This is a genomic window from Pigmentiphaga sp. CHJ604 (assembly GCF_036972535.1).
GTDB lineage: Bacteria > Pseudomonadota > Gammaproteobacteria > Burkholderiales > Burkholderiaceae_B > Pigmentiphaga > Pigmentiphaga daeguensis.
Window position 1 is genome coordinate 4,579,087 of sequence record NZ_CP136998.1, and the last position, 23,463, is coordinate 4,602,549.

Below are 23,463 nucleotides of genomic sequence, written 5' to 3' on the forward strand. Positions count from 1 at the left end.
GAAACGACGGACCTGCGCAGCATAGCCCCGCCGGACCGCGCCGTGCCGGGCTTTCTTGGGCTATTTCGGCAGACGAAACGGCGGCATCGCCGTTCCGGTCGGTTTCCCTAGTGGGCCGCCCACTGGATGGTGCTCAGGTCCACGCCGTCCTGGTACATCTCCCAGAGCGGGCTGAGTTCGCGCAGCTTGGCGACCTTGCCCTTGATCAGGTCGACGACGAAATCGACTTCCTGCTCGGTGGTGAAGCGGCCCAGCGTGAAACGGATGGAGCTGTGCGCCAGTTCGTCGCTGCGGCCCAGGGCGCGCAGCACGAAGGACGGCTCCAGCGACGCCGAGGTGCAGGCGGATCCCGACGACACGGCGACGTCCTTGATCGCCATGATGAGCGATTCGCCCTCGACGAAGTTGAAGCTCATGTTGAGGTTGTGCGGCACGCGGTGTTCGAGGCTGCCGTTCACGTAGACCTCCTGCATCTCGGACAGGCCGGCCAGCAGCCGGTCGCGCAGCTTGCCCACGCGCGCCGATTCCAGCGGCATTTCCAGCTTGGCCAGGCGGAAGGCCTCGCCCATGCCGACGATCTGGTGCGTGGCCAGCGTGCCCGAGCGCATGCCGCGCTCGTGGCCGCCGCCATGCATCTGCGCCTCGATGCGCACGCGCGGCTTGCGCCGCACGTACAGGGCGCCTATGCCCTTGGGCCCGTAGAGCTTGTGCGCGGTCACCGTCAGCAGATCGACCGGGAAGGACTGGACGTCGATGGGCACCTTGCCCGCGCCCTGGACGGCATCGCAGTGGTACAGCACGCCGCGCTCGCGACAGAGCTTGCCGATGGCCTCCACGTCCTGGATCACGCCGATCTCGTTGTTGACCAGCATGACCGAGACCAGGATGGTATCGGGGCGGATGGCGGCCTCCAGGCGCGCGAGCGGCAGCAGGCCGTCCTCGTCCACGTCCAGGTAGGTGGCCTCGAAACCCTGGCGCTCGAGCTCGCGGAAGGTGTCCAGGACCGCCTTGTGCTCGGTCTTGACGGTAATGATGTGCTTGCCGCGCTCGGCGTAGAAATGCGCCGCCCCCTTGATGGCCAGGTTGTTGCCTTCGGTGGCGCCCGAGGTCCAGACGATCTCGCGGGGGTCGGCGTTCAGCAGCGCCGCGACGTGGCCACGCGCGGTCTCGACCGCTTCCTCGGCCTCCCAGCCGTAGGCATGGCTGCGCGAGGCGGGATTGCCGAACTTCTCGTACAGATAGGGCACCATGGCGTCGACGACGCGCGGATCGACCGGCGTCGTGGCGCTGTAGTCCATGTAGACGGGAAGGCGCATGGGGGCTTGGGGCATGTTTCGCTCCTGGAACGTGCGGTATTGCGGATGGCCGCCATAGTAGCCTGCCCCTCCTTCCCATAAGGTAATACCCCGGCTGCCAGCATTGACACCCGGGCCGGCGCGCTAGCCGATGGACAACTGGGTCTTGCGGACGGCGACGAGCGGCATGAGGACTCCTGGGACGTCAGGGCATCAGGATGATCTTGCCGATGGTTTCGCCGGCATCGAGGATGCGATGGGCATCCCTGACGGCGTCCAGCGGCATGCGGGTGGCCGCAGGCGGCGTGATGCGCCCTTCGGCCATCAGGCCGATCAGGCGTTCGGTGGCTGCGCGCCGCGTGCCGCGATCGTGGTCGAAGCTATGGATGGAAAAGCAGCGCAAGGCCAGGCTGCGGCCCACCAGCTTGCGCAGCTCCCCGAAGATCTCCGGTTGCGGTGGCCCGCCCACGATGTTGTAGGACACGGCCATGCCGAAGGGGGCCAGCGCGTGCAGGCAGTCCACCAGGACGCCGGCGCCGATGTGGTCCAGGGCCAGCTCCACGCCCGCGCCATCAGTCAGCGCCATGACGCGCTCCGGGATGGATTCCCGCAGGCGATCGATTACGTGCGTGGCCCCCATGGCGGTGGCAAAGGCCGCCTTCTCGGCGGAACTGACCACGCCGATGACCTCGCTGCCTTGCTGCCGGGCCAACTGGATCACGGCCGAGGCCACACCGCCGGCGGCGCCCGTCAGCAGGACGCGCCGCGCCTGCACGCCCGGATTGCAGCGATTGAGCAGTGCATCGGCCATCAGGAAGTTGGGCAGGCTGAGCGCGGCCTCGAAAGAGATGGCCGCCGGCAGTTCGAACGGCGCATCGGCCGGCACGCAGATCGCCTCGGCATAGCAGCCACCGCGCCGGACTAGTTCCCGCGCGCTGACCAGCACGCGCCGGCCGGCCAACTCCGGCGCGACGCCTTCGCCTACCGCGTCGATCACGCCGGCCATCTCGCCTCCCGGCGTCGCCGGCAGTGGCGGCATCCATTTATAGGTGCCGTTGCGCATCAGCACGTCCGGCCGGCCCACGCCTATGGCGCGCGCCGCGACGCGGACCTGGCCCGGCCCGGGCACCGGCGCCGGCACATTGGCAATGACGAGTGCGTCGGGCCCGCCGGGCTGGTGGATCTGCACGAGTTTCACGGTTCCATGCCTTGAAGTCTGAGAGTGGGCGCAGTTTAGAGCCGGGATATGTTCTTGTCCCTCGCCACGGCCGGATAGCTCGCGACGGGTACGCCCAGGCTCCTGGATGCGCATGATGTCTGCTCCTGGTTCTTGCTGGGATGGATCGGGTGCCGGCTGCGCGGACGGCCGCACGCTAAACAAGCCCAAACACCGCTCCATGCGTTGCGCAAACGCCTCATAGAATCACGGCGCGATTGCGCATGAACCGCAGTGGGTGCATGCTCCGCGTGCTACTCGACCACTGCACGATATGGGGGATATATGAGCAAAAGGCTTTGCGCTGAATTCCTGGGTACGTTCTGGCTGGTATTGGGTGGCTGCGGCAGCGCGGTCCTGGCCGCGGCGTTTCCGGAGTTGGGCATAGGATTCGCCGGCGTCGCGCTGGCCTTCGGCCTGACGGTGGTGACCATGGCCTACGCGGTCGGACACATCTCCGGCGGGCACTTCAACCCGGCGGTCACCGTGGGCCTGGTGGCCGGCGGCCGCTTCCCCGCCAAGGACGCCATCCCCTACATCATCGCCCAGGTCGTGGGCGCCATCGCCGCCGGCGGGGTCCTGTACCTGATCGCCAGCGGCAAGGCGGGCTTCGATGCCAGCGCCGGCTTCGCTTCCAACGACTACGGCGAACATTCCCCGGCGGCTACACGCTGGCCGCGGCCATCGTCTGCGAACTGGTGCTGACGGCCTTCTTCCTGATCGTGATCCACGGGGCGACCGACAAGCGCGCGCCGGCCGGCATGGCGCCGCTGGCCATCGGCCTGACGCTCACGCTCATCCACCTGATCAGCATCCCGGTCACCAACACCTCGGTCAATCCCGCCCGCAGCACCGGCGTGGCCGTGTTCCAGGGCAGTTGGGCGCTGGAACAGTTGTGGGTGTTCTGGCTCGTGCCGCTGATCGGCGGCGCGATAGGCGGCCTGATCTATCGCCACCTGCTGGAAAAAGAAACCAACTGACACGGGGCGTTCTCGAAGCCCGGCGATAATGGCGGGCGGGGACCTTCCCCGCCCTTCGCCTGACTCCGGACACCGATGAATCCACGCCTGACCGCCTTCGGCGGATGGAAGCCGCTATTCTGGGCGGCCGCGCTGGGGATACTCCTGCTATCCCTCCTGCCTTCCGCCACTCCCCTGCCCACCACGGGGTGGGACAAGACCAATCACCTGCTGGGCTTCGGCGTACTGGCCGCGCTGGCGCGCTTCGCCTATCCCGGCCCCGCCTGGCCGCGCCTGCTGGGCCTCCTGGCCTATGGCGCGCTGATCGAGATCCTGCAATCCCTGACGCCCGACCGGTCGGCGGAATGGGCGGACCTGTTCGCGGACAGCCTGGGCATCGCGATCGGCTGGTGCGCGGCCTGGGTGGCCACGATCGGATTGCAGCGACGGGCCTGAGCCGTACCAGCGGACGTGCATCGTCCGGCGTCGCGCGGCACGAGCGAAACCGGAGAACATTGAAACGCTGCGGGGGAATTGGTGGGCGGTACTGGTTTCGAACCAGTGGACCCTGCCGTGTGAAGGCAGAAATAGTGAATCTACTAGACCTTACTTGGACATCATTTAAGGGGGCAGCAAGCCGGTGACCTGCTCCCCGAGATTAGTACGGTAATGATGTAGAGTCTGCCTCCGTGGAGGTAGCATGAAGAAGCGTTTCACAGAAGAACAAATCATTGGCATCCTGAAGGAAGCCGAGGCGGGCACAAAGGTAGCAGACCTATGCCGCAAGCACGGCATCAGTGATGCGACGTACTACAACTGGAAGGCGAAGTTCGGCGGCATGACCGTGTCGGATGCGCAGCGGCTCAAGGCCCTGGAAGCGGAGAATGCGCGGCTCAAGCGATTGCTAGCCGAGAGCATGCTGGACAATGCGGCGCTCAAGGATGTCCTCGGCCGAAAGTGGTGAGCCCGCAGGCGAAGCGAGCAGCAGTGATGCACGTCATGCAAGTGCATGGCTTAGGCGTCACCCGCGCCTGTGGGCTATTCGGCATCTCCCGGTCCTTGTACCGCTATGAATCGCGCCGCCCGGATGACCAGGCCCTACGGGACCGGCTATGTGAGCTGGCAGCCGCCAAGCGGCGCTATGGCTATCGGCGGCTGCATGTGCTCGTCAAGCGCGAAGGGTGGGCCGTCAATCACAAACGGCTGTTCCGCGTCTATCAGCAGGCAGGTTTGGCAGTCAGAAGGCGCAAGAGGAAGAGAATTGCTGGCGTCGAGCGACAGGTCAAGGCACCTGCCACGGCGCCCAATCAGAGCTGGTCGATGGACTTCGTATCTGATGGTTTGGCTGACGGACGGAGGTTCCGCACCTTGAACATCGTCGATGATTTTACAAAGGAGTGCCTGGTCATTGAGGTTGATACGTCCCTGCCAGGTCGCCGCGTCGTGGCAGTGTTGGAACGACTTGCAGATGCCCGAGGGTTGCCGTTGTCGATTACGATTGATAACGGTCCTGAATTTGCAGGGAAAACGCTGGACGAATGGGCCTACAGGACAGGGCTGAAGCTGCACTTCATCGAACCAGGCAAGCCGCAGCAAAATGCCTATATCGAGAGCTTCAACGGCAAATTCCGTGACGAATGCCTGAACGAGCACTGGTTCGTCTCGATGCGTCACGCAAGGGAAACGATTGCGGATTGGTGCCAGGAATACAATAACGACCGGCCGCACAGTTCGCTCGGGTATCTGACGCCCAAGCAGTTTGCAGACAGTTTTTTAACCGCAGACTCTAATTTGGTTTCGTACTAAATTGGGGAGCAGGTCACGATGAGTAGATCGCTATCGGCCACATTCGAAGAAGTGCTCGCGAGTGACTCAAGCCATCATCCGGCAACGGCTCAGTAAGTATAGGAAGAACCCGGCAGAATGTAAGCAGCTATCTGCGTACACCTGCGGGAGTGGCAGGAAGGGATGACTGACCGCGCCTGGGCGGCCCTCCAAACCGGCGAGTCAGTTGCCCCACCGGGCAAACGGATTCATACCCTGACCGGGTACAGCTTTCCGTACCACTGGAAATCAAGCCGTAAGAAGATGCCTGATTTCATTGAGAATCTTTGGTGGGCGGTACTGGGTTCGAACCAGTGACCCCTGCCGTGTGAAGGCAGTGCTCTACCACTGAGCTAACCGCCCGAAGAGAACCTTCGGTTTGACTGCCGCATCCGCGACAGCCCATAACTATAGCATATCTTTTTTATGCAGTGGGAAGCGGTTCCCACTTCCTCCACAGGGTCTGCCCCTTGGATTCCTTGTCCAGGCCCGCCAGATAGGCCTGGTGGGCGGCCAGGTCGGCTTCGTCCACCGGCACCACCTGCAGGACCGAGGTATCGAAGGCGCCGAAGCTGGTCGTGGCCTGCCCGCCGGTATCGCCCAGGTCGATCACCAGGCTGTCCTGGCCGCGCGTCATGGCCAGCCAGACCTCGGCCAGCAGTTCCGAGTCCAGCAAGGCGCCGTGCAGCACCCGGTGGGCGTTGGAAATGCCGTAGCGGTCGCACAGCGAATCGAGCGAGTTGCGCTTGCCGGGATGCAGTTCGCGCGCATGCATCAGGGAGTCGACGACGCCCAGGCATTTGTCGCGGAAGCTGCCGCGCTGCAGCCGCGCCAGTTCGGCGTTCAGGAAGCGGATGTCGAATTCGGCGTTATGGATGATGACGTGGCCGTCCTGGATGAAGTCCAGGAATTCGTCGACCTTGTCCTCGAACCGGGGTTTGTCGGACAGGAACTCGGTGGTCAGCCCGTGCACTTCCAGGGCGCCCGGGTCGCTGTCGCGGTCGGGATTCAGGTAGGTGTGGAAGTGGCGCTGCGTGACCCGGCGGTTGACGATCTCCACGCAGCCGATTTCGATGACGCGGTGCCCTTGGAGCGGATCGAGGCCGGTGGTTTCAGTATCCAGGACGACATAACGCATGCGGGGGCACCAGAGAGAAAATTGCGGAGGCCCCCAAGTTTAGGATATTTGGCCGAGCGAGTCGTCGGTAACCGCTTGCGGCCGGCGGGGCCCCACCCCCTCAGGGGCTGACGTAGCCGGTTTCGGCTGCGCCGAAACTTCCCGCGCCAGGCAGGCAAAACGGGGCGGGCGTGAACTCGCGCGGGGACAGTCCCCCGGACTGTCCCTACTGCCGCGCTCACACATGCACGCCCTTGCTTCCCCGTTTTGCCTGCCTGGCGCGGCGGCTCCGAACAGCCCCTGAGGGGGTGGGGCCCCGCCGGCCGCAAGCGGTTACCGACGACTCTTGCTTCCCTAACCCACCGATTCCGGGGCCGGCGCAACCGGGGCGGCGTGGGGATCGGGTTCCAGCGGGTGTTCGCCCACCGGCAGCGGGCGCTTGCGCTTGCCGGCCACCAGCGCGTACACGCAGGGCACGACGAACAGGGTCAGGAGCGTGCCCAGGCTCATGCCGCCCACGATCACCCAGCCGATCTGCACGCGGGACTCGGCGCCCGCGCCCGTGGCCACCGCCAGCGGGACGGCGCCCAGCACCATCGCGCCGGTCGTCATCAGGATGGGGCGCAGCCGCAGCACGCTGGCCTCGGACACCGCCTCGATCAGCTCCTTGCCCTGGTCGCGCAGCTGGTTGGCGAATTCGACGATCAGGATCCCGTGCTTGGTGATCAGGCCCACCAGCGTGATCAGGCCGATCTGGCTGTAGATGGACAGGGTTCCGCCCGAGAACCACAGTGCCAGCAGCGCGCCCGTCATCGACAGCGGCACCGACAGCATGATGATGAACGGATTGCGCCAGCTCTCGAACTGCGCCGCCAGCACCAGGTAGATGAACGCCACCGCCATCGCGAACACGAGGTAGATGCTGCCCGACGAATCGCGGAACTCGCGCGACTGGCCGTTCAGGTCGGTCTGCGCGGTGGCGGGCAGCACGCGCGCGGCGATGCCGTTCATCACGTCCAGCGCCTCGCCCAGCGCGTAGCCGGGCGCGAGCGACGCCGAGATCGTGACGGCGCGCATGCGGTTGAAGTGGTTCAGGGTCTGTGGCGACACGCCCTCGCGGACCGACAGCAGGTTGGCAAGCTGCACCATCTCGCCACTACGGGGCCGCACGTAGATGTCGGAGATGTCGGCCGGATTGGAGCGGTCGCGCGGGATCACCTGCACCAGCACGTCGTATTGTTCGCCGTTGTCCTTGAAGCGCGTCACCTGCCGGCCGCCCAGCATGGATTCGAGCGTGCGGCCGACGCGGTCCACGTCGACGCCGATGTCGGCCAGCTTGTCGCGATTGACCTGCACCCGCAGCTCGGGCGTGTTCAGGCGCAGGTCGGTCTGCACGTTCTGCACGCCGGGGTACTTCGACAGCTCGGCCAGGAAAGCGTCGGTCATCGTGGCCAGTTCGGGATAGGACACCTGGCTCATGATGACGAATTCGATGGGCGAGGAACGCGGCGACTGGCCCAGCGACGGGGGATTGGTGGGGAAGGCCTGCACGCCGGGCAGCGCGGCGAACTTCGGCTGGAGCGAGCGGGCGACCTCCTGCTGGCTGCGGGTGCGCTCCTCCCAGGGCTTGAGCCGCAGCACGGCGTTGCCCTCGGTCACCACCGGGAAGCCGGCCACCGCCTGGTAGGCGGCCATCTCCGGGATGTCCTTGTAGATTTCTTCCATGCGCTCGAGGTAGCTGGTGGTGTAGCCGACCGTGGCGCCCTGCGGCGCGACGATCCGGCCATAGATGACCCCGCGATCCTCGACCGGAGACAGCTCGCTCTTGATGATCTTGAACAGGGGCACGCTGCAGGCGCCCACGGCCAGGCCCAGCGCGATCACCCACCCGCGATGGGACAGCGCGAAGGACAGCGCGCGGCGATAGCCGCGCGTGAGCGCGTTCAAGCCGCTCTCGATGAAGTTGTACAGCCAGCCGTGCGACTCCTGGTGGCGCAGCATGAGCGAGCACATCATGGGCGTGAGCGTCAGCGCGACGAAGCCGGACACCAGCACGGCGCCCGCCAGGGCCAGCGCGAACTCGATGAACAGGCGGCCCGTGCGCCCGGTGGCGAAGGCCAGCGGCGCGTACACGGTGACCAGCGTCAGCGTCATGGCGATGACGGCGAAGCCGATTTCGCGCGAGCCCAGCAGCGCGGCCTGCATGCGCGACTTGCCTTCCTCGATGTGGCGGAAGATGTTCTCGAGCACGACGATGGCGTCGTCCACCACCAGGCCGATGGCCAGCACCATGGCCAGCAGCGTGAGCGTGTTGATGGAGAAGCCGAACGCATACATGAGCGTGCAGGCGCCGATCAGGGACACGGGAATGGTGACGATGGGGATCAGGCTGGCGCGCAGGTTGCGCAGGAACAGGAAGATCACCAGCACCACCAGCACGATGGCCTCGCCGATGGTGTGGAACACCGACTCGATGGACTTCTCGATGAAGACCGAGGTGTCGTACGCCATGTTCAGCTTCATGCCGCTGGGCAGCGTGGCGTTCATTTCCTCGATCTCGGCCCGCACCGCCTTGGACAGGTCCAGCGGGTTGGCCGTGGACTGCTTGACCACGCCGATGTTCAGCGCCGGCTTGCCGTTGAAGCGCGAGGTGACGCGCTCGTCCACCGGCCCCAGGCCGACCGAGGCGACGTCGCCGACCCGCACGCTGTAGCCGCCGACGTTGGCGATGATGACGTTCTCGAACTGTTCCCTGGTGCGCAGGTTGGTGGCGGCGACGATGGAGAACTCGCGCGCCATGGACTCGATCCGTCCCGAGGGGATCTCGACGTTCTGCTTGCGCAGCGCGTCCTCGACGTCCTGGACGGTCAGGCGGTAGGCGGCCAGTTTCCCGCGATCGACGTTGATGCGCATGGCCGGCAGGCGCTCGCCGAACACCCGCACCTCGGCCGCGCCCGGCAGCACGGACAGCCGGGGCTTGATGAAGCGGTTGATGTAGTCCGAGGTTTCCATCGCCGACAGCGACCCGGATTCCACGGCCAGGTACATGACCGGCTGGGAGTCGGCCTCGACCTTGGCGATGATGGGCTCGTCGATCTCGTCGGGCAGGCGGCCGCGCACGCGCGCGACCTTGTCCCGCACGTCGGCCGCCGCCGCGTCGGGAGATATCGACAGGCGGAAGCGGACGTTGATGTTGCTGCGCTCGGACCGGCTGGTGGAGGTCATGACCTCCACGCCCTCGATGCCCGACAGGGAATCCTCCAGCGGCTTGGTGATCTGGGACTCGATCACCTCGGCCGACGCGCCCTTGTAGACGGTGCTGACGGACACGACCGGCTCGTCGATCTGCGGATATTCGCGCACGGTCAGGCGGGAATACGAGATCAGGCCCACCAGCAGGACCAGCAGCGACAGCACCGTCGCGAACACGGGCCGCTTGATGCAGACTTCGGACAGGACCATGTGCCGGGCCTCAGAGCGCGGACGCCGTGGCGCCGGCGAGCTTCACCGGCACGCCGTCGCGCAGCTTCTGCGCGCCGGCCACCACGATCACGTCGTCCTCGGCCAGGCCGGAGACGATCTCGACCATGGCTTCGCGCCGCTGGCCGACCTCGACCTGCACCCGCTCGGCACGCCCGTTCTGCACGCGGTAGACGAACTGGTCGTCGCCCACCGGAACCAGCGCCGCCTCGGGTACCGCCAGCGCCTGGGCAGGCGTATCCAGCAGCAGCTTCACGCGCGCGAACATGCCGGGACGCAACTGGCCGCCGGGGTTCTTGACCTGGGCGCGCATGACGATGGAACGGCCGCCCGTGTCGATGAGCGGGCTGATGGCGTAGACGGTGCCGCCGAAGGACTTGTCCGGCATGGCGTCGAGCGATATCTGCAGGGTCTGGCCGGTACGGATCTGCGACAGGTAGATTTCCGGGATGCGGAAATCCACCTTGAGCGGATCGATGGCCTCGAGCGCCACCAGGTCCTGGCCGGCGCCGATGTAGTCGCCCACCGAGACGTTGCGCAGCCCGATCACGCCGCCGAACGGGGCGCGGATGTCGTTCTTGTCGAGCCGGACCTGGGCCAGCACCATGGCGGCCTGCTGCACCTTCATGGCGTTGTCGGCCTCGTCCTTGGCCTGCTTGCTGATGAAGCCCTTCTGCTGCAGCTCGATGGAGCGGTCGTAGTTGCTCTTGGCCAGCGTGAAGTTGGCGCGGGCCTGCTCGAACTCGGCGCGCGGCACGGAGTCGTCCAGGCGGATCAGCACCTGGCCCTTCTCGACCCGCTGGCCCTCGGTGAAGCGGATCTCGCTGATGCGGCCCGCCACTTCGGGACGCAAGGTCACGGACTCGTTGGACCGCAGGCTGCCGACGGCGGTGATGCCGCGCTCGAACGGCTTGCGCGAGACCTTCTGGGCTTCGACCAGGATGGCTTGCGGCCCCTTGGCCTTGGCTTCGTCGGGCGCCGCCGCGCCCGCGGGGGCGCCGGCATGGAACAGGCGCGGGGAGAAATAGCCGACTCCCGCCCCGACGGCGAGGGCAACCACCACGGCGGGAACTAAGGAACTCTTCTGCATACTGGCGAGCGGCAAACGCAACAAGGTGTATCGCTCACTGTAGCATCGGACCATGACGATTGCGCGGGATCCTGCGCATTTCCAGCCCCGCGAAAACCCTCGCTTTCCTTCGCTACTCGACCTTGCCTATCCGGCGGACGGCCTCGGCCAGCACCTGGGCGTCGGCCTGCCAGTAGGCGGCGAATTCCGGCGCGTCCATGTACATGACCGGGCTGCCCGCGCCCTGGATGGTCTTCAATACCTTGGGATCGGCAGCCGCGGCCTTGGCGGCGGCGCGCAGGCGATCGACCACCGGCGCCGGCGTGCCGGCCGGGGCGAACACGCCGGACCACTGGGCGAACTGTACCGGGTGCCCCAGTTCCGTCAGGCTGGGCACGTCGGGCAGGGACTCCAGGCGCCCGGTGCCCCAATGCGCCAGCGCCCGGACCTTGCCGCCCTTGATGTGCTGGAGCACCGAGGCCGGCCCCGTCGACAGGGCCTGGACCTGGCCGGCAAGCAGCGCCACGATGGCCGGCCCGGCGCCGGTATAGGGCACGTGCAGCAGGCGCAGGTTCGACTCGTTGCGCAGCATTTCCATCGGCACGTGCATGGTGCCGTAATTGCCCGAGGAGCCGTAGGCCACGTCGCGGTCGCCCTTCTTCTGCGCCGCGATGAACTCCTGCGCCGTCTTCCACGGACTGTCGGACCGCACCACCAGCACGGTCGGGTCGGCGGTGAAGCGCGCGATGGGGGTGAACTGGGACAACTGGTACATCGGCTCCCTGCCGAGCAGCTTGTCGGCCTCGGGCAGGATGGAGATGGACGACAGCGCCATCATGATGGTGTAGCCATCGGCCGCCGATTTGGCGACATGCCCCATGCCGACGCCGCCGCCGGCCCCTCCCCGGTTCTCGACCACCACGGCCTGGCCCAGGAAGCGGCTCATGGACTCGGCCACCGGCCGGGCAACGGTATCGGCCACGCCCCCCGGCGGGAAAGGCACGATCATGGTGATGGGCCGGGTCGGCCAGGATTCCTGCGCGGCGGCCGGCGCGCCGCCCAGGACGGCGCAGCAGGCCGCCCAGACCAGCAAGGTGCGTTTCATGTCGTCTCCTCGTTTCCCTTCGGGTTGCGCCCGCCCCCGTGTATCCGGGGATGCCGGGCGGCGCGCGGCCTGCGCCCCGCGCCTTCAATCGACGGCGTTCTCCAGCACGCCTATGCCTTGCACTTCGATGCGGATCACGTCGCCGCGCTTGACGAAGCGGGGCGGATTGAAGCCTATGCCCACGCCCGCCGGCGTCCCGGTGGCGATCACGTCCCCGGGTTCCAGCGTGATGCCGGCCGAGATGGTCGCGATCAACGTCGGGATGTCGAAGATCAACTGCCGGGTATTGGCATTCTGGCGCAGCTCGCCGTTGACCCAGCAGCGGATGTCGAGATTGGCGGCATCCAGTTCGTCGGCGGTGACCAGCGCCGGCCCCATTGGGCAGAAACCGTCCAGCGACTTGCCCAGGAACCACTGGCGATGCAGCTTCTGCAGGTCGCGCGCCGTGAAGTCGTTGACGATGGTGTAGCCGAATACATGCTCGAGCGCGCGCTCGCGCGGGATGTTCCGGCCCGGCTTGCCGATGACCACGGCCAGTTCGGCCTCGTAGTCGAGCTGGGAAGTGACGCCCTCGTGCGAGGGAATGGCCGCGCCCGGCCCGATCACGGTGTTGTACGCCTTGGTGAACACCACGGGGGCTTCGGGCGCGTGCTCGCCCTCTTTCGCGCTGGAGTCGAAGCCCGATTTGCTGAATTCCGCGGCGTGTTCGAAATAATTCTTGCCCACGCAGAAGATGTTGCGCCGGGGGCGATCGATGGGCGCCAGCAATCGCGCGCCGGCCAACGGCCGGCCGGTGCCGCGCGGGGCGAGGCTGGAACGGAACTTCCCGAAATCCTGCACCAGTTGGATCATGTCGCCGGAGAACCCGGGGACCAGGTCGGCCAACGGCCAATAGTGCCGCATGTCGGCATCGACGAGAACGATGGCGGGTTTGCCGTCGGCAATCAGGTGAGCGAATTTCATGGTGCTTGCACAGGTCCAATTGGTAAATTCATATACCAATATAAAACCAAAATGGATCTCCATCAAGCATATGGCGCTTCGATATTTGACCAATTGGTACCATTGGATTAAGGTAGCGGCAGAACGAGGGACAGCCACCATGGACGAATCCGCAGCGCACAGCCCCATTTCGCGCGCCCCTGGAGCCAAGGAGCTCATGCATCACCTGCTGGGGGAAATATCGAGCGGCCGACTGCACGTCGGCGTCAAGCTGCCGCCAGAGCGGGAACTGAGCCAGCGCTTCGCGATTTCGCGCGGATCGGTACGCCGGGTGCTGGCCGACCTGCGCACCCGCGGCCTGATCGTCCAGTCGGTGGGCAGCGGCACCTTCGTCGCCGAGGGCGCGCAGGCGCTGGCCGGCGGCCCGGCGCCCGCGCCCGAGGTCAGCACCAGTCCGGCGGAACTCATGGAAGCACGGCTGCTGATCGAACCCCTGATGCCGGCCCTGATCGCGCGCAACGCCAATGCCGCCGACTTCGCCCGCATGCAGCAATGCGTGGAGGAATCCGAGCTCGCCGCCAGCATCGAGGCTTTCGAGCACTGGGACGGCGAACTCCACAAGTCATTCGCCGAAGCCACCCACAACTCGTTCTTCCTCCAGATCCTGGAGCTGACCAACCGCGTCCGCGAGCAAGGCGAGTGGGGCCGCCTCAAGCGCCGCTCGCTCACGCCGGAGCGGCGGGCGCAGTACCAGCGGCAGCACCGCGCCATCGTCGAAGCATTGAAGGACCGCGACGCCGCCCAGGCGCGGGATCTCCTGCTGGGCCACCTGCAGCAGATCCGGCAGAACCTGTTCGACGCCTGACGCCCGCGGGCGGCTTATCGCGAAGGCTCGCGCCCGGTCCGCAGCGGATGGACCTCCCGGGCCGTGGCCACCGCGGCCCGGCGCGGCGCCTTCTGCTTTTTCCAGGCGGGGCCGATCAGCCGCATGCCCACCGTGCGCTTGACCGCGGACACCACGTACAGCCCGCCGCATACCGGCCACCAGCGCTCGCCGGCGCTTTCCATGAAGGCGTAGCGGCGCAGCCATTTCTCGGTGCGGCAGGCCGGCGCATAGATGCCGAAGCGGCCGCCCTCGACCTCGAACGACAGCAGCTTGAGCCAGTCCTTGAGCCGCGCGGGGGACAGGGGCTGGATGCCCGGCGGCAGGAAGGACCGGCGCCGGCCCAGCAGGCGGCCGGCGCCCCACAGGCTCCAGGGATTGAAGCCGGTGATCACCAGCCGCCCTTCGGGAATCAGCACCCGTTCGGCCTCGCGCAGGACCTGGTGGGGATCGTCCGAGCATTCCAGGGTGTGGGGCAGGACCAGCAGGTCCAGGCTCTGCGAATCGAACGGCAGCGCCTCCAGGTCGGCCACCACGAACACGTTCCAGCGCGCCCGCTGCGGCTCGGACGGCATCGCGCCGGCGACATAGCCCTTGAAGGGCATGCGGTTGGCGCGCAGCGCGTCCAGTTCGGCCAGGCCGGCCTGCATGGCGTGGAAGCCGAATACGTCGGAGACCGCCTCGTCCAGCCGCACCTGCTCCCAGGCGAGCGCGTGGCGGCCGGGATCGGTCGCCAGCCACGCGGCAAGCTCTACAATCGGAGAATCCTGGACGTCAGACGGCAGCATCGGAATGAAAGACTCGAAAGGAAGCAAGCGATCGGCCGGCCCGCAAGATACCGGTCCGACGGCCGGCATAACCGGCATTCCCGCCTTCAATGACAACTACCTGTGGTTGATCCGGCAGGGCACGCTGGCGGCCGTGGTGGACCCCGGCGACGCCGCGCCGGTCCTGGCCTCGCTGCAGCAGCAGCGTCTCCAGCTTCGTGCCATTCTACTGACTCACCACCACAAGGACCATGTCGGCGGCGTTCTGGAACTGGTCGAACGCACCGGCGCCACGGTGTTCGGCCCCGCGGGCGAGAAACTGCCCCATTGCGACCGCCGCCTCGCCCAGGGCGACCGGGTCACCCTGCCCGAGCTGGACCTGGACCTGGAAGTGCTGGACGTGCCGGGGCATACCGCCGGCCACATCGCATACGCCGGCCGCGCGGCGGGCGTCGAACCGCTGGTGTTCTGCGGCGACACGCTGTTCGCCTCGGGCTGCGGCCGCCTGTTCGAGGGCACGCCGCAGCAGATGAAGGCCTCGCTGGACAAGCTGGCCGCCCTGCCGGCCAAGACGCGCGTGTATTGCGCGCACGAATACACCTTGTCCAACCTGGCCTGGGCCGCCGCGGTCGAACCCGACAACGCCGCGCTCCAGGTGTGGCACCAGCAGGCGCGCCACCTGCGCGAACAATCCCAGCCCACCGTGCCGACCACGCTGGACCTGGAGCGCCAGGTCAACCCGTTCCTGCGCACCGCCGTTCCCGAGGTGGCGGCCGCCGCGTCGGCCCACGCCGGCAGGCCACTGGCCGACGCCGTCGAGGTGTTTGCCGCGCTGCGCGAATGGAAGAACGATTTCCGGTAGAGCACGCCGCATCTTGCCTCGATTTCCGTTCAATGCCCGCCAAAAGCTTCGAATTTGTAAAAGCGGGTTGACGGAAACCATTCTCGATTCGTACTATGCCGCGCTAAATGCACCGTGAGCCGCGCCGGTCCCCCGAGCCGGGGCCCCGCCCCTTCCCGGGATCCCCCGCGGCTCCAAATTGAAACTGCCTCGCTGGGCCCCGTCCTCCGGGACGAGGCCCAGCGAGGCATGTGGTCAAGGACACGAAACATGCTATTGCGCCCCCGCGGCGTCTGGAATCTGCGGGCGGGCGTCCGCGATGGTCGTCCAGCCTCCCTGTACAAAATCCTGATCGCCGGGTGCGTGATGGTCCTGGCGGGCTGCGCTTCGATGGAACGCCCCGCGGCAACCGGCCAGGACATGCAAGGGGTGGCGTCCGCCGCCTCCACCGGCACCGACAACCCCGCCGGCTTCTCTTCCTCCCCGCGAATCGCCCAGTCCCCCCGTACCGCCGGCCGACGCATCGACGCCCCGCTGAGCCTGCAAACGCCCGATGATGGCCTGGAGCCGCGCATGGTCGACCTGACCGTGCAGCCGGCGGATATCTGGACCCGCATCCGGCGCGGCTACGCGGTGCCCAACATCGACACGCCGCTGGTCAAGGAGTGGGAGAACTTCTACGCCTCGCGCCCGGACTATATCCAGCGCACGGCCGAACGCGCCGGCAAGTATCTGTACTACATCGTCGAGGAAATCGACCAGCGCGGCATGCCGACCGAACTGGCGCTCCTGCCCTTCGTGGAAAGCTCGTACGACCCGTGGGCGCTGTCGCGCTCGCAGGCGTCGGGCCTGTGGCAGTTCATTCCCGCCACCGGCCGCGGCTTCAACCTGAAGCAGGACTGGTGGCGCGACGAACGGCGCGACCCCATCGCCTCGACCCGCGCCGCGCTGGACTACCTGCAATACCTGTTCGACTTCCACGGCGACTGGCACCTGGCGCTGGCCTCCTACAACTGGGGCGAAGGCTCGGTCAAGCGCGCCATCGACAAGAACACGGCCCGCAGCCTGCCGACCGACTACCTGTCGCTCGACATGCCGGACGAGACGCGCAACTACATCCCCAAGCTGCAAGCGATCAAGAACATCATCTCCAACCCGGCCGCCTACAACATCGCGCTGCCGTCGATCGACAACCAGCCCTATTTCGTCACCATCACCAAGAGCCGCAACATCGACGTGAAGCTGGCCGCCCAGCTGGCCGAGATGCCGCTCGAGGAATTCAAGGCGCTCAACCCGTCGTTCAACCGCGGCGTGATCCTGGGCAGCCACGAACCCACATTGTTGCTGCCGGCCGACCGCATCAGCATTTTCGAGGCCAACCTGCGCGCCTACAGCGGCTCGCTGTCGTCGTGGCACACGCATGAGCTGGCCCATGGCGAGACCCTGACCACCGTCGCCCGCAAGTACGGCACCTCGGTGGCGACGCTGCGCAAGGCGAACGGCCTGGGCACCCGCTCGCGCATCGGCTCCGGCGACATCCTCATGGTGCCCACCAGCCGCCAGGCCGAACCCACCCTGGTCGCCAGCGCCGGCATCACCCCCGTGCGCGCCACCGTCCAGAGCAACGGCCGCGCGAAAAAGACCGTCCAGGTCCGCACGTACAAGGTGCGCAAGGGCGACACCCTGAGCTCCATCGCCCGCCAGTACGATGTCTCGGTCGATCACCTGCGCGCCCTGAACCGCATCAAAGGCTCCGCCATCCCTGTCGGCCGCACGCTGAAGATCCAGTAAACTCGCACCTCCCACGCCCCCATCAGCCCCAGGCAGTTGCCCGGGCACCGTGGATCCGGCTCCGCCGGTCCACCAGTGCCGCCCCCTGGGGGGCGCGCGCAGCGCGTAGGGGGGTACATTCTTTTTACAGGGACCCTCGACATGGGCTTTCTCGCCGGTAAACGCATCCTGGTCACCGGGGTGCTGTCCAATCGCTCCATCGCCTATGGCATCGCCAAGGCCTGCCGCCGCGAAGGCGCGGAGCTTGCCTTCACCTATGTGGGCGACCGCTTCAAGGATCGCATCACCGAATTCGCCGCCGAATTCGACAGCCAGCTCGTGTTCCCGTGCGACGTGGCCGACGACGCGCAGATCGAGGCCGTGTTCGCCGACCTGGGCAAGACCTGGACCAAGCTCGACGGCCTGGTGCACGCGATCGGCTTCGCGCCGCGCGAAGCCATCGCCGGCGACTTCCTGGACGGCCTGTCGCGCGAAGGCTTCCGCATCGCGCACGACATCTCTGCCTACAGCTTCCCCGCCATGGCCAAGGCCGCCCTGCCCCTGCTGCAGGGGCCGGAAGGCAACGGCACGGGCGCGGTGCTGACGCTCAGCTACCTGGGCGCCGAGCGAGTGGTCGACAACTACAACACCATGGGCGTGGCCAAGGCCGCGCTGGAAGCCGCCACCCGCTACCTGGCGACCTCGCTGGGCCCCAAGGGCATCCGCGCCAACGCCATCTCGGCCGGCCCCATCAAGACACTGGCCGCCGCCGGCATCAAGGATTTCTCGAAGATCCTGAACTTCGTCGAAACCTTCGCGCCGCTGCGCCGCAACGTCACCATCGACGACGTCGGCAATGTCGCCGCCTTCCTGCTGTCTGACCTGGCTGCCGGCGTAACCGGCGAAGTCACCCACGTGGACGCCGGCTTCTCCACGGTCGTCCCCGGTATAGGATAACCCCCCCTACGCGCTGAGGGGAAGCCCACCCCCTACGCCCTTCGGGCGCCCCCTCAAGGGGGCGGCGCTGGCGGACCGGCAAAGCCGGATCCGCGGCGCCCAGGATCAAAGCAAGAACGTGGTGCTCCGCACCGAGAACGACGATACAGACCACGACACGGTGGATCCGGCTCCGCCGGTCCACCGCCGTCGGCCCCCTGGGGGGCGCGCGTTAGCGCGTAGGGGGGGGCACATACCCCCCCCTGTCTATGCCGTGGCGTTGCAGCTTGTCGTAGAAAGTCTTGCGCGGGATGCCCAGGGTTTGCAGGGTGGCCTTGATGTCGCCCTGGTGGCGCGCCAGCGCTTCCCGGATCAGGTCGGCCTCGTAGCGCTCCACGCGCTGCGGCAGGGTCGCTTCGGTCTCGGGCGCCTCGGGCGCCGTCTCCTCCACCCCCAGCACCACGCGTTCGGCGTAGTGCATCAATTCCCTGACATTGCCGGGCCAGGCGTGGGACCGCAGGTGCTGGCGCACCGCCGGCGTGATCGCGGGCGGGTCGAGCTTGAAGCGGGCCGCCGCGCGGGAAACGAAGTACGAAAACAGCAGCGGGATATCGTCGCGGCGTTCGCGCAGGGGCGGGATGCGGACGGTCACCACGTTCAGCCGGTGGAACAGGTCTGCGCGGAACTGGCCGCGCTGCGCCGGGTCGCTCAGGTCGGTCTTGGTGGCCGCCACGACGCGCAGGTCCACCGGACGGACCTCGTTGGTGCCCAGGGGCGAGACCTCGCGCGTCTCCAGCACCCGCAGCAGCTTGATCTGCGCCGCCAGCGGCATGCTTTCGATCTCGTCCAGGAACAGCGTCCCGCCGCTGGAATGTTCGATGCGCCCGACGCGGCGGCGCTGTGCGCCGGTGAACGCGCCGGCCTCGTGGCCGAACAGCTCGCTCTCGATGACCGTATCCGGCAAAGCGCCGCAATTGAGTCCGACGAACGGCTGTCCATGCCGCGCCCCCCAGGCATGCAGGGCCTGGGCCACGACCTCCTTGCCCGCCCCGGTTTCGCCCAGCACCAGGACGTCGACGTCGGCGCTGGCCAGATGGCCCAGCGTCTTGCGCAGGCGCTGCATGACCGGCGTCTCGCCGATCAGCGGCAGGCTTTCGCCGGCGTCGCGGGCCAGCCGCTTCAGCCGCCGGTTGTCCAGCACCAGGCGCCGCTTGTCCAGGGCGTTGCGGGCAGCGGTGGCCAACCGCTCTGCCGGATACGGCTTGGCAAGGAAGTCATAGGCGCCCTCGTGCATGGCGGCCACCGCCATCTCGACATCGCCGTGGCCCGTGATCAGGATGACGGGCAGGTCCGGATCCCGTTCGCGCAGCCGCCGGAACAGTTCCAGCCCGTCGACCACCGGCATGCGCACGTCGGTGACGACCACGCCTTCGAAATCGGCCGGGACCCGCTCCAGCGCCTCGGCGGCCGAGGCGGCGGTCTCGACGCGGAAGCCGGCCAGTTCCAGGGTCTGCTGATTGGACTCCCGCATGGCGGGATCGTCGTCGACGAACAGCACGCGGTCGACGGCGGTGTCGGTGCCCGCGGTCGCGCGGGCGATGGGGAAGGAAGCGTTCACGAAACAGCCTCGGGAAGACGGATGGTGAAGCACGCCCCGCGCCCCGGCCCGGTCTGCACGGACAACGTGCCGCCGAAGTCGGCGACGATGTCGCGGCTGATGACCAGCCCCAGGCCGAGGCCGCGCGGCTTGGTGGTGACGAAGGGCGTGTAGAGGGCCGCCATGACGCTGTCGGGCAGGCCGGGGCCGTTGTCGCCGACCTCGATGGCGACCTGGTCCGCGTCGCGCACGGCGCGTATCCATATCCGGGGGCCGGGCGTCTGCTCGAGCGCCTCGATGGCGTTCTGCAGCAGGTTGACCAGCACCTGCTCCAGGCGCACGCGCTCGGCGCGCACCGCCAGGCCGTCGCCGATGCCGGCGCGTTCCAGCGCGATGCCGTGCCGGCGCATCTGCGCACCGACCAGCGTCAGCGCGCCGTCGACCACGGCGGCCACCGGCACGGGACCGGAGGAAGCGCCGGAGGATTTGCGCGAGAAGGTTCGCAACTCGTCGGTGATGACGCCTATGCGCTGGGTCAGCGCGGCGATCGACGCCATGTTGCCGCGCGCCCGTTCGACGTTGCCGCGGTCCAGGTAGGCCGCCGAGTTGTCGGCATAGCTGCGGATGGCCGCGACCGGCTGGTTGATCTCATGCGCCACGCCGGCGGTGATCTGGCCCAGGAAGGCCAGCTTGTTGGCTTGCACCAGTTCTTCCTGCAATTTGTGCAGCTCGGCTTCGGCACGGCGCCGGTCTTCCATCTCGGCCCGCAGTTGATCGTTGGCGGCGCGCAGCTCGCCCGTGCGCGCCGCCACGCGCGACTCCAGTTCCTGGCGCGCGGCCGCCTGGGCAAGCACGAGATCGTGGGCACGGTGCCGGCGATGCAGCCAGATCCCCGCCACGAACAGGGCGCACAGCACTAGCAGCGCGGCGGCCACGCGGGCCGATGCGGCCGCCCGCGCCATGGCCTCGCGGGTCGCGCCCAACAGGTGGAACTGCCACGGCGTGCCCGGAACGGGCTCCTGGACGTGCACGAACTCCTGGACGGCCTGTCCGGGCAGGCTCGCCACCACCTGCCCCGGGCGGTCCGAGGCCGCCTGCACCGGCAGGGATGCAAGCGGCGCATCGCCGAACTGCAGGCTGGTCCGCAGCGCGTCCCGCTGCGCCGCCGACAGCGTGCCGTAGACCTGGAAGCGCCAGTCGTCCCTGGACGACAGCAGCACGACGCCGTGCTCGTCGGTCACGAACACCGGATCCGGGAAGCGCCGCCAACCGGCCTCGACGCCGTCGAACTCCACTTTCACAACCACCACCCCCAGTGTCCGGCCGTCCTGCTCCAGTTGCCGGCTCAGGTACAGGCCAGGGTGATTGCTGACATTGCCGAGCGCGAAATATTCCGCCTGGCCGGCATGCGCCGCCCCCTGGAAATAGGGCCTGAAGGCATAGTCCGAGCCCACGAAACTGGTGGGCTGGTTCCAGTTGCTGGCCGCCATGCTCACGCCGCGAGGATCGAGCAGGTAGATGACGGCGGCGCCGGTATCCCGGCTCAGCGCCTCGAACTTGAGATTCAGGGCGCCATAGCGCGCCGGGTCGCCGGTGGCGAGCGCTGCCCGGACCTCGGAATCCTGCGCCAGCACGAATGGCAGCGAACGCTGCTTGTCGAGTTCGGCAGTCAGCAGCGCGACCTTCAGCGCCGCCGCGTTGCGGGCCGCCGCCGCGACCTCCGCGTAGGCCTGCTCGCGACCTATGCCTCCGGCCGCCCACAGCGCGGCCGCCAGCAGCGCGGCGCCGATCAGGACGAAACAGGCCCATGCGCGGCCATGACCGGGAACCCGGAAGGAAGGCGACGCGGAGGGCGCGTCCGGGCGCGGCGCGAAAGACGAGGACATGGCGACGGACGGGAAGGCAATGTGCGGATTTTCACACACCAAAACCATGAATGGGCGAAAAACCGCACAACCATCCCGGCAATAGGTGTTCAGCGGGAAAAAATATTCTATTGAATCAATGAGTTACGGATGCAAGACCGGCACCATGGGCCAGGCATGCCGATTGCATAACGAGCGTCAACGAAGCTCCAACGAGCTCGGCATCCGTTGAAAACGAGGCTGCGCGCGCCACGACACCCGGCGGGCAGGCAGCCACTGGAAGGGGACATCCCGATGATCGACATACCCGGCACGGAGCAGGCGCCCGTGCGCAAGAAGAAGTTCTACCAGATCCTGTACGTGCAGGTGCTGTTCGCCATCACGGTGGGCATCCTGCTCGGCCACTTCTACCCACAGATCGGGGAATCGATGAAACCCCTGGGCGATGCCTTCATCAAGCTGGTGAAGATGATCATCGCGCCGGTCATCTTCCTGACGGTCACGACCGGCATCGCCGGCATGCGGGACCTGCAGAAAGTGGGCCGCGTCGTGGGCAAGGCCATGATCTATTTCCTGACCTTTTCCACGCTGGCCCTCATCATCGGCATGGTCGTGGCCAACGTCATCCACCCTGGCACCGGCCTGCACATCGATCCCGCCACGCTGGACTCGAAGGCGGTGGCCTCGTACTCGGCCAAGGCCCATGACCAGACCCTGGTCGGGTTCCTGATGAACATCATCCCGGACACGGTGGTCAGTGCCTTCGCCAGCGGCGACATCCTGCAGGTGCTGTTCTTCTCCGTGCTGTTCGGCATCTCGCTGGGCGCCGTGGGCGACAAGGGCGCGCCGGTCCTGAATTTCCTGCAATCCATCTCGTCCGCCTTCTTCAGGCTGGTCGCCATCCTGATGAAGGCCGCCCCCATAGGCGCCTTCGGGGCCATGGCGTTCACCATCGGCAAGTACGGCATAGGCTCCATCGCCAACCTGGCGCTGCTGGTCGGAACCTTCTACCTGACCTCGCTGCTGTTCGTGCTTGTGGTGCTAGGCGCGGTGGCCCGGTACAACGGCTTCTCCATCCTGAAGCTGATCCGCTACATCCGCGAGGAACTGCTGCTCGTGCTGGGTACCAGCTCGTCCGAGGCGGCCCTGCCCACGCTGATGGAGAAGATGGAACGCGCCGGCTGCTCCAAGCCCGTGGTCGGCCTGGTCATCCCCACCGGCTATTCCTTCAACCTGGACGGCACCAACATCTACATGACCCTGGCGGCGCTGTTCATCGCCCAGGCGACGGACATCCACCTGTCGCTGGTGGACCAGGTCCTGCTGCTGCTCGTGGCGATGCTCAGTTCCAAGGGCGCGGCGGGCATCACCGGCGCGGGCTTCATCACCCTGGCGGCGACGCTGTCGGTCGTGCCTGCGGTCCCGGTGGCCGGCATGGCGCTGATCCTGGGCATCGACCGCTTCATGTCCGAGTGCCGCGCGCTGACCAACCTGGTGGGCAACGCGGTGGCCAGCATCGTCGTGGCCCGCTGGGAAGGCGAGTTGGACAAGGAGCGCCTGGACCGGGCCCTGAGCGCCTCAGGCGCCCGCCAGATCGAAACCGACCTGGAAGGCGGCGACGCCCTGGTGGCCACGCACCGCTGATCGTATCGCCCCGCGGCCAGCCCGGCCGCGCCACGCAAAAGGCATGCGCGAGCATGCCTTTTTCTTTGTCCGTGACCGCCACCCGAATAATTAACGAATGAAACAATAAATACTCACCACCCCTGAATAATTCTAGGGTTTACACCTGATTCT

General features: G+C 67.0%; 17 protein-coding genes, 1 tRNA gene and 1 pseudogene. 8 read left to right on the plus strand and 11 right to left on the minus strand.

Going from position 1 to position 23,463, the window contains the following annotated elements:
- Nucleotides 1-107 precede the first annotated feature (107 nt).
- Both R4823_RS22060 and R4823_RS22065 read right to left on the minus strand, forming a co-directional pair.
- Complete coding sequence (locus tag R4823_RS22060; RefSeq protein ID WP_279818588.1) at nt 108-1,331, minus strand: IscS subfamily cysteine desulfurase; 1,224 nt, start codon at nt 1,329-1,331, stop codon at nt 108-110.
- 169 nt (nt 1,332-1,500) lie between these two features.
- Nucleotides 1,501-2,493, minus strand: coding sequence for a zinc-dependent alcohol dehydrogenase family protein (locus tag R4823_RS22065; protein WP_243724527.1), 993 nt, complete (start codon nt 2,491-2,493; stop codon nt 1,501-1,503).
- A 303-nt stretch (nt 2,494-2,796) separates the two neighbouring features.
- On the opposite strand from R4823_RS22065, the pseudogene aqpZ reads away from it, so the two are divergent.
- The 3 genes and pseudogenes from aqpZ to R4823_RS22080 all read left to right on the plus strand — a co-directional run bounded on the left by aqpZ (nt 2,797) and on the right by R4823_RS22080 (nt 5,276).
- Nucleotides 2,797-3,491 (plus strand): annotated as a pseudogene (gene aqpZ, locus R4823_RS22070) (aquaporin Z).
- A gap of 75 nt (nt 3,492-3,566) precedes the next feature.
- Nucleotides 3,567-3,926: a VanZ family protein gene (locus R4823_RS22075; RefSeq protein ID WP_132979846.1), complete on the plus strand. Its 360-nt coding sequence runs from the start codon at nt 3,567-3,569 to the stop codon at nt 3,924-3,926.
- Between the two features lie 244 nt (nt 3,927-4,170).
- Nucleotides 4,171-5,276, plus strand: a protein-coding gene (locus R4823_RS22080; protein ID WP_105797010.1) for an IS3 family transposase whose coding sequence is annotated in 2 segments (ribosomal slippage) — nt 4,171-4,417 and nt 4,417-5,276 — 1,107 coding nt in all. Because the reading frame shifts where the segments join, the coding sequence is not laid out codon by codon here.
- A 306-nt stretch (nt 5,277-5,582) separates the two neighbouring features.
- Here the strand turns inward: R4823_RS22080 and R4823_RS22085 are convergent.
- The 6 genes from R4823_RS22085 to R4823_RS22110 all read right to left on the minus strand — a co-directional run bounded on the left by R4823_RS22085 (nt 5,583) and on the right by R4823_RS22110 (nt 13,028).
- A tRNA-Val gene (locus R4823_RS22085) sits at nt 5,583-5,657 on the minus strand.
- A gap of 61 nt (nt 5,658-5,718) precedes the next feature.
- Nucleotides 5,719-6,432 carry a DNA polymerase III subunit epsilon gene (gene dnaQ / locus R4823_RS22090; RefSeq protein ID WP_087837909.1) on the minus strand — a complete coding sequence of 238 codons (714 nt, stop codon included), beginning with the start codon at nt 6,430-6,432 and terminating at the stop codon, nt 5,719-5,721.
- A gap of 333 nt (nt 6,433-6,765) precedes the next feature.
- Entirely contained in the window at nt 6,766-9,873 is a 3,108-nt protein-coding gene (locus tag R4823_RS22095) for an efflux RND transporter permease subunit (RefSeq protein ID WP_279819856.1), read from the minus strand.
- Between the two features lie 10 nt (nt 9,874-9,883).
- Nucleotides 9,884-10,981 carry an efflux RND transporter periplasmic adaptor subunit gene (locus tag R4823_RS22100; protein WP_132979832.1) on the minus strand — a complete coding sequence of 366 codons (1,098 nt, stop codon included), beginning with the start codon at nt 10,979-10,981 and terminating at the stop codon, nt 9,884-9,886.
- A gap of 112 nt (nt 10,982-11,093) precedes the next feature.
- Nucleotides 11,094-12,065, minus strand: coding sequence for a tripartite tricarboxylate transporter substrate binding protein (locus R4823_RS22105; protein WP_132979831.1), 972 nt, complete (start codon nt 12,063-12,065; stop codon nt 11,094-11,096).
- 84 nt (nt 12,066-12,149) lie between these two features.
- On the minus strand, nt 12,150-13,028 hold the full coding sequence (locus tag R4823_RS22110) for a fumarylacetoacetate hydrolase family protein (protein WP_087837913.1): 879 nt from the start codon (nt 13,026-13,028) through the stop codon (nt 12,150-12,152).
- 139 nt (nt 13,029-13,167) lie between these two features.
- Here R4823_RS22110 and R4823_RS22115 point away from each other — a divergent pair, with 139 nt between their 5' ends.
- Complete coding sequence (locus R4823_RS22115; RefSeq protein ID WP_279819868.1) at nt 13,168-13,872, plus strand: FCD domain-containing protein; 705 nt, start codon at nt 13,168-13,170, stop codon at nt 13,870-13,872.
- A 14-nt stretch (nt 13,873-13,886) separates the two neighbouring features.
- Here the strand turns inward: R4823_RS22115 and R4823_RS22120 are convergent, their stop codons facing one another.
- Nucleotides 13,887-14,678, minus strand: a complete 792-nt coding sequence (locus R4823_RS22120) for a methyltransferase domain-containing protein (protein WP_338616107.1) — start codon at nt 14,676-14,678, stop codon at nt 13,887-13,889.
- 4 nt (nt 14,679-14,682) lie between these two features.
- Here R4823_RS22120 and gloB point away from each other — a divergent pair, with 4 nt between their 5' ends.
- The 3 genes from gloB to fabI all read left to right on the plus strand — a co-directional run bounded on the left by gloB (nt 14,683) and on the right by fabI (nt 18,225).
- Entirely contained in the window at nt 14,683-15,519 is an 837-nt protein-coding gene (gene gloB / locus R4823_RS22125; protein WP_087837916.1) for a hydroxyacylglutathione hydrolase, read from the plus strand.
- Between the two features lie 249 nt (nt 15,520-15,768).
- The gene (locus tag R4823_RS22130) at nt 15,769-17,289 is read left to right on the plus strand and encodes a LysM peptidoglycan-binding domain-containing protein (protein ID WP_243724525.1); all 1,521 of its coding nucleotides are present in this window, start codon (nt 15,769-15,771) and stop codon (nt 17,287-17,289) included.
- Nucleotides 17,290-17,430: 141 nt separating this feature from the next.
- The gene (fabI, locus tag R4823_RS22135) at nt 17,431-18,225 is read left to right on the plus strand and encodes an enoyl-ACP reductase FabI (RefSeq protein WP_087837917.1); all 795 of its coding nucleotides are present in this window, start codon (nt 17,431-17,433) and stop codon (nt 18,223-18,225) included.
- Nucleotides 18,226-18,436: 211 nt separating this feature from the next.
- Here the strand turns inward: fabI and R4823_RS22140 are convergent, their stop codons facing one another.
- Both R4823_RS22140 and R4823_RS22145 read right to left on the minus strand, forming a co-directional pair.
- Nucleotides 18,437-19,735 carry a sigma-54 dependent transcriptional regulator gene (locus tag R4823_RS22140; protein ID WP_087837984.1) on the minus strand — a complete coding sequence of 433 codons (1,299 nt, stop codon included), beginning with the start codon at nt 19,733-19,735 and terminating at the stop codon, nt 18,437-18,439.
- Between the two features lie 83 nt (nt 19,736-19,818).
- On the minus strand, nt 19,819-21,687 hold the full coding sequence (locus R4823_RS22145) for an ATP-binding protein (protein WP_087837918.1): 1,869 nt from the start codon (nt 21,685-21,687) through the stop codon (nt 19,819-19,821).
- A gap of 273 nt (nt 21,688-21,960) precedes the next feature.
- Between R4823_RS22145 and R4823_RS22150 the strand changes: the two genes are divergently transcribed.
- Nucleotides 21,961-23,310 (plus strand): dicarboxylate/amino acid:cation symporter, encoded by a 1,350-nt coding sequence (locus R4823_RS22150; RefSeq protein WP_087837919.1) that lies wholly within the window; start codon nt 21,961-21,963, stop codon nt 23,308-23,310.
- Nucleotides 23,311-23,463 lie beyond the last annotated feature (153 nt).

What these genes read in the sequence shown, in the direction of transcription:
- R4823_RS22145 (WP_087837918.1), bottom strand. Translation starts at nt 21,687, where the DNA reads ATGTCCTCGTCTTTCGCGCCGCGCCCGGACGCGCCCTCCGCGTCGCCT.
- R4823_RS22140 (WP_087837984.1), bottom strand. Translation starts at nt 19,735, where the DNA reads ATGCGGGAGTCCAATCAGCAGACCCTGGAACTGGCCGGCTTCCGCGTC.
- R4823_RS22105 (WP_132979831.1), bottom strand. Translation starts at nt 12,065, where the DNA reads ATGAAACGCACCTTGCTGGTCTGGGCGGCCTGCTGCGCCGTCCTGGGC.
- R4823_RS22060 (WP_279818588.1), bottom strand. Translation starts at nt 1,331, where the DNA reads ATGCCCCAAGCCCCCATGCGCCTTCCCGTCTACATGGACTACAGCGCC.
- R4823_RS22095 (WP_279819856.1), bottom strand. Translation starts at nt 9,873, where the DNA reads ATGGTCCTGTCCGAAGTCTGCATCAAGCGGCCCGTGTTCGCGACGGTG.
- R4823_RS22130 (WP_243724525.1), top strand. Translation starts at nt 15,769, where the DNA reads ATGCTATTGCGCCCCCGCGGCGTCTGGAATCTGCGGGCGGGCGTCCGC.
- R4823_RS22100 (WP_132979832.1), bottom strand. Translation starts at nt 10,981, where the DNA reads ATGCAGAAGAGTTCCTTAGTTCCCGCCGTGGTGGTTGCCCTCGCCGTC.
- gloB (WP_087837916.1), top strand. Translation starts at nt 14,683, where the DNA reads ATGAAAGACTCGAAAGGAAGCAAGCGATCGGCCGGCCCGCAAGATACC.
- R4823_RS22120 (WP_338616107.1), bottom strand. Translation starts at nt 14,678, where the DNA reads ATGCTGCCGTCTGACGTCCAGGATTCTCCGATTGTAGAGCTTGCCGCG.
- R4823_RS22110 (WP_087837913.1), bottom strand. Translation starts at nt 13,028, where the DNA reads ATGAAATTCGCTCACCTGATTGCCGACGGCAAACCCGCCATCGTTCTC.
- R4823_RS22115 (WP_279819868.1), top strand. Translation starts at nt 13,168, where the DNA reads ATGGACGAATCCGCAGCGCACAGCCCCATTTCGCGCGCCCCTGGAGCC.
- dnaQ (WP_087837909.1), bottom strand. Translation starts at nt 6,432, where the DNA reads ATGCGTTATGTCGTCCTGGATACTGAAACCACCGGCCTCGATCCGCTC.
- fabI (WP_087837917.1), top strand. Translation starts at nt 17,431, where the DNA reads ATGGGCTTTCTCGCCGGTAAACGCATCCTGGTCACCGGGGTGCTGTCC.
- R4823_RS22150 (WP_087837919.1), top strand. Translation starts at nt 21,961, where the DNA reads ATGATCGACATACCCGGCACGGAGCAGGCGCCCGTGCGCAAGAAGAAG.
- R4823_RS22075 (WP_132979846.1), top strand. Translation starts at nt 3,567, where the DNA reads ATGAATCCACGCCTGACCGCCTTCGGCGGATGGAAGCCGCTATTCTGG.